The sequence below is a fragment of the Candidatus Binataceae bacterium genome, from assembly GCA_035294265.1.
In the GTDB taxonomy this organism is placed as follows: Bacteria; Desulfobacterota; Binatia; order Binatales; family Binataceae; genus DATGLK01.
Genome location: DATGLK010000100.1, coordinates 1 through 4,286, shown reverse-complemented (window position 1 = coordinate 4,286; position 4,286 = coordinate 1). Strand labels below are relative to the sequence as shown.

Genomic DNA, 4,286 nt, shown 5'->3' with positions numbered 1-4,286 from the left:
CAAAATCCTCCATTGGCTGAAACGGCCGGGCGACCAGGTGCGGCCGGGCGAGCCGCTGGCGGAGGTGGAAACCGACAAGGCCGACATGGTGCTGGAGGCGTTCGAGGCCGGCGTGCTGCAGGAGCTGCGGCTGGCCGAGGGGCAGAGCGCCCCGGTGGGCGCGGTTATCGCCCTGCTCGGCGCTCCCGGCGAAGCCCCGGCTCCTTCCCCCACCGCGGCTTCACATGCGGCGCCAGCGCAGGCGCACGCCGCTCCCAAAGCGCCCGAGCCGATCCGACCGGCGCCGGCGCCCGAGCCTTCGCCTCGGCTGGCGGTCGTGCGCAAGCGCGAGGAGGAAGCGATAGCGCGCCCGGCGGCGCAGGCTGCGGCTGCGGAGCCCGAAGAAGAAGGCGGAGCGTATCCGATGGGCGCGCCAATTCCGGCGGCGCCCCCACCGCCCCGTACGCGGCAAGCGCAGAGTTCGAGCACGGCCTTGACTACAACCCATCGCGCGATGGTGCCGGCGCGCCGTCAACCCAGCGTCGAGAGCGACAAGCTCAAGGCCTCGCCTTTGGCCCGGCGCGCAGCGGAAGAGGCGGGGATCGATCTTGGACAGGTGCCAGGGACTGGACCGGAGGGGCGCATCACCAAGCGCGACGTGGACAATTTCCTGCGCGAGCAGCAAATGTTTCGCCAACGCCGCCTGGTTGCACCGCGCGAGGGGATGCCAGGGACGCGCGAGGAACTCTCCCAGATGCGGCGGATGATCGCGCAGCGCATGGCGGAGTCCAAGCGCGAGGTGCCACACTTCTATGTCACCATGGAAGTGGACATGGACGAAGCGGTGCGCTTCAAGAAGTCGCTGGAGGCCACCGAGCTGTTCGAAGAAGACATCACCTTCAACGACATCATCATCAAAGCCGCGGTGCTGGCGCTGGTGCGTCACCCGCGCATCAACGCCAGTTATGAGAATGACGGCATCCTGATCCATCCCAGCATCAACGTCGGGATGGCTGTAGCGGTCGAAGACGGGCTGATCGTGCCGGTGATCAAGGATTGCCAGCAGCTCACCCTGGCCGACATCAGCCGCGCCGCCCATCGCTTGGTGGGCAAAGCCGCCCAGGGCGGATTTACCAGCGAGGAGCTCTCGGGCGCCACTTTCACCATCTCCAACATGGGGATGCTGGGAATCGAGCATTTTTCGGCCGTGATCTATCCGCCCCAGGCAGCAATCTTGGCGGTCAGCACGATTCGCGAGCGCGCGGTGGTTCGCGAGCATCAGGTCGCAGTGGGAACCACCATGATGGTCACGGTTTCCTGCGACCATCGGATCGTGGACGGAGTGGTGGCGGGCCGCTTCTTGAAAGAACTGAAGCGGTTTTTGGAAAATCCAGCCAGCCTGTTGGTTTGAAACAAGGAGCGTTTGGTGGCCAACAACCGGTACGACTTGGTGGTGATTGGCTCGGGTCCTGGCGGCTATGTCGCCGCTATTCGCGCCGCGCAGCTCAAAATGAAGGTCTGCGTCATCGAGCGCGATCGTCCCGGCGGCGTCTGTCTCAACTGGGGCTGCATCCCCTCCAAGGCGCTGCTCAACTCGGCTGAGACGATGGAGTTGATCAAGGGCGCGGGCAAAGAGCACGGCATCACTACCGGTCCCCTGAGCTTCGATTTCAAGCGCGTGATTGCGCGTAGCCGCGAGGCCGCCGATAAACTCTCGCGTGGCGTGCGCTACCTTTTCCGCAAGAACAATATCGAGCTGATCGAGGCCGCCGCCACCGTAACCGGGCCCCATTCGGTCAGCCTGGCCCGGGTCGACGGCGCGCCGCCGCGGGTAAGCACGCTGGAGGGCGAAACCCTCCTTTTAGCTACCGGCTCGCGCGAGCGGCTGTTCCCGGGAATGGAAATCGGTGAAGGAGTTTTGACCAGCAAGGAAGCGCTGGTATACGACCAGTTGCCGCGCACCATCGTAGTGATCGGCGCGGGCGCGGTCGGTTTGGAATTCGCCTATTTCTATCAGGCCTTCGGCGCGCGGGTGACGGTGGTCGAATTGGAGCCCCAACTATTGCCCGGTTTCGATGCCGAAGTGGCGGAAGAACTGCGCCGCGCCTTCGTCAAACACGGGGTCGAGCTGCTGCTGCGCCACGGCTACAAAGCGATGACGCGCCACGGCGACCAGTGGCGCGTCATCCTGGATAACCAGGGCCAGTCGCGCGAGGTCGACGCGGAGGCGGTGTTGGTCGCGGTGGGCCGCCGTCCCAACAGCGACGGCTTGGGCCTGGAGCAGACCGGCGTGGAGATTGAGCGTGGCGGCTTCGTTCGTGTCGAAGACAGCTTTCGCACCACCTGCCCCAGCATTTATGCAATCGGCGACCTGATTCGGCCGCCGCTGTTAGCCCACAAGGCTTCGGCCGAGGGGGTCGCGGCGGTCGAGATCATAGCGGGGGTGCGCGCGCCGGGCTTCGATCTGCTCAACATTCCAGGATGCATCTATTGCCAGCCCGAGGTTGCTACCGTGGGGCTGAGCGAAGCCGAGGCACGTGCCCGCGGTCTGGAGGTGAAGGTCGGCAAGTTTCCCTTCCGCGCCAATGGCAAATCGGTCGCGATCAATCAGACCGAGGGATTCGTCAAGCTGGTTGCGGACAAAAAGTACGGCGAAGTGCTGGGATGCCAGATCATCGGCCATCACGCCACCGACCTGATCTCCGAAATCGTGCTGGGCCGCTCGCTGGAAACCACCACTTTGGAGGTCGGCCGCGCGGTGCATCCCCATCCTACGCTGTCGGAAAGTATCATGGAGGCGGCACTAGCAGTGGAGGGTGAAGCGATCAACTTCTAGCCGCCGGGCTTAAATAAAGTGAACGCGGATCAATTGGCGGTCGGATGGCTGGGCCGGGTGCCTTACGCCGAGGCTCTGGCCCTGCAGGAGGCGTTGGTAGCGGCACGCCAGCGCGATCTGATAGGCGACATGCTCCTGCTTCTGGAACATCCCCATGTCTATACCCTGGGCCGAGGAGCATCGGAGCACTATCTGCTGAGGCCAGCGCAAAGCGTGCCGATTTACCGCGTTTCGCGCGGCGGCGAGGTGACATATCACGGCCCAGGGCAACTGGTTGGCTATCCGATCCTAGCCCTGCAGGGGCGCCAGCGCGACGTCCATGCTTATCTGCGCGCCATCGAACAGGGGCTGATCGACGGACTGGCGCATTGGGCGATCGACGCCCGACGGCGAGAGGGCCTAACCGGAGTCTGGGTCGGTCAGCGTAAGGTCGCTTCGATTGGCGTGGGCATTCGGCGTTGGGTCACTCTGCACGGCTTCGCACTCAACGTCAGCACCGAGTTGAGCCGCTTCGACGCAATCGTGCCCTGCGGCATCCAGGGTTGCCAGATGACCTCGCTTCGCCAGGAGGGACATCCCGAAGTTGGGGTGGAAGAAGCGGCGCGGGTGATCGCACAAAGCCTGGGCGCGGTTTTGGGCCGCAATTGCCAGGCGCTGGCAGCCGATCGAATTTGGAGCTGGCGCGAGCGCGCGACCGTGGGAGGCATTGGCGATGGAGCGTAGGCATCCGGACTGGATCAAGGTGCGGGCGCCCAATTCACCCGAGTATTTCCGCACCAAGGCGCTGCTGGGTCAACTGCGCCTGCACTCGGTTTGCCAGGAGGCGGCCTGCCCCAATATCGGTGAGTGCTTTTCCCATCGCACCGCCACTTTCATGCTGATGGGCGACGTCTGTACCCGTAATTGCCCATACTGCGCGGTCGCTCATGGCAAGGTTCGCCCGCTCGATGAACACGAACCGCACCGCGTGGCGGAAGCCGCCGCGCGCCTAGGTTTGGTTCACGTCGTGGTGACCTCCGTGGATCGTGACGATTTGCCCGACGGCGGCGCGGCCCATTTCGCCGCCACCGCCGAAGCGATCAAGGCGCTCAGCCCGCAATCGCGGGTCGAGGTCTTGGTCCCTGATTTCAAGGGCGTACACCAAAGTATCGAGACCGTGGTTCGCGCCCCCGTGGACGTCTATAACCACAACGTCGAGACCGTGCCCAGCCTTTACCGCACCGCGCGTCCGGGCGGGATCTACGAACGCGCGCTCGACGTCCTGTGGCATGCCAAGCAGACCGCACGCCGCCTGGAGCGCGGCATGCTGACCAAGACCGGCATCATGCTGGGTTTGGGCGAAGCGCGCGAGGAACTGATGCATGTGTTGGCGGATCTGCGCAGGGTCGAGTGCGACATCCTGACTCTGGGCCAGTACTTGCGCCCAAGCCAGGATCATCTCGAAGTGGTCCGCTATGTTACGCCCCAGGAA

At 64.4% G+C, this 4,286-nt stretch carries 4 protein-coding genes; all 4 read left to right on the top strand.

Annotated elements, in window-relative coordinates; genetic code table 11:
• Positions 1-1,390 (top strand): dihydrolipoamide acetyltransferase family protein (locus VKV28_15655; protein ID HLH78240.1); only part of this gene is annotated, 1,390 nt, incomplete at its 5' end.
• Between the two features lie 15 nt (positions 1,391-1,405).
• Positions 1,406-2,815, top strand: coding sequence for a dihydrolipoyl dehydrogenase (gene lpdA / locus VKV28_15650; protein HLH78239.1), 1,410 nt, complete (start codon positions 1,406-1,408; stop codon positions 2,813-2,815).
• Positions 2,816-2,833: 18 nt separating this feature from the next.
• Entirely contained in the window at positions 2,834-3,538 is a 705-nt protein-coding gene (gene lipB, locus VKV28_15645) for a lipoyl(octanoyl) transferase LipB (GenBank protein HLH78238.1), read from the top strand.
• A partial coding sequence (gene lipA / locus VKV28_15640) for a lipoyl synthase (GenBank protein ID HLH78237.1) occupies positions 3,528-4,286 on the top strand: 759 nt, incomplete at its 3' end. The genes lipB and lipA, both read left to right, overlap by 11 nt.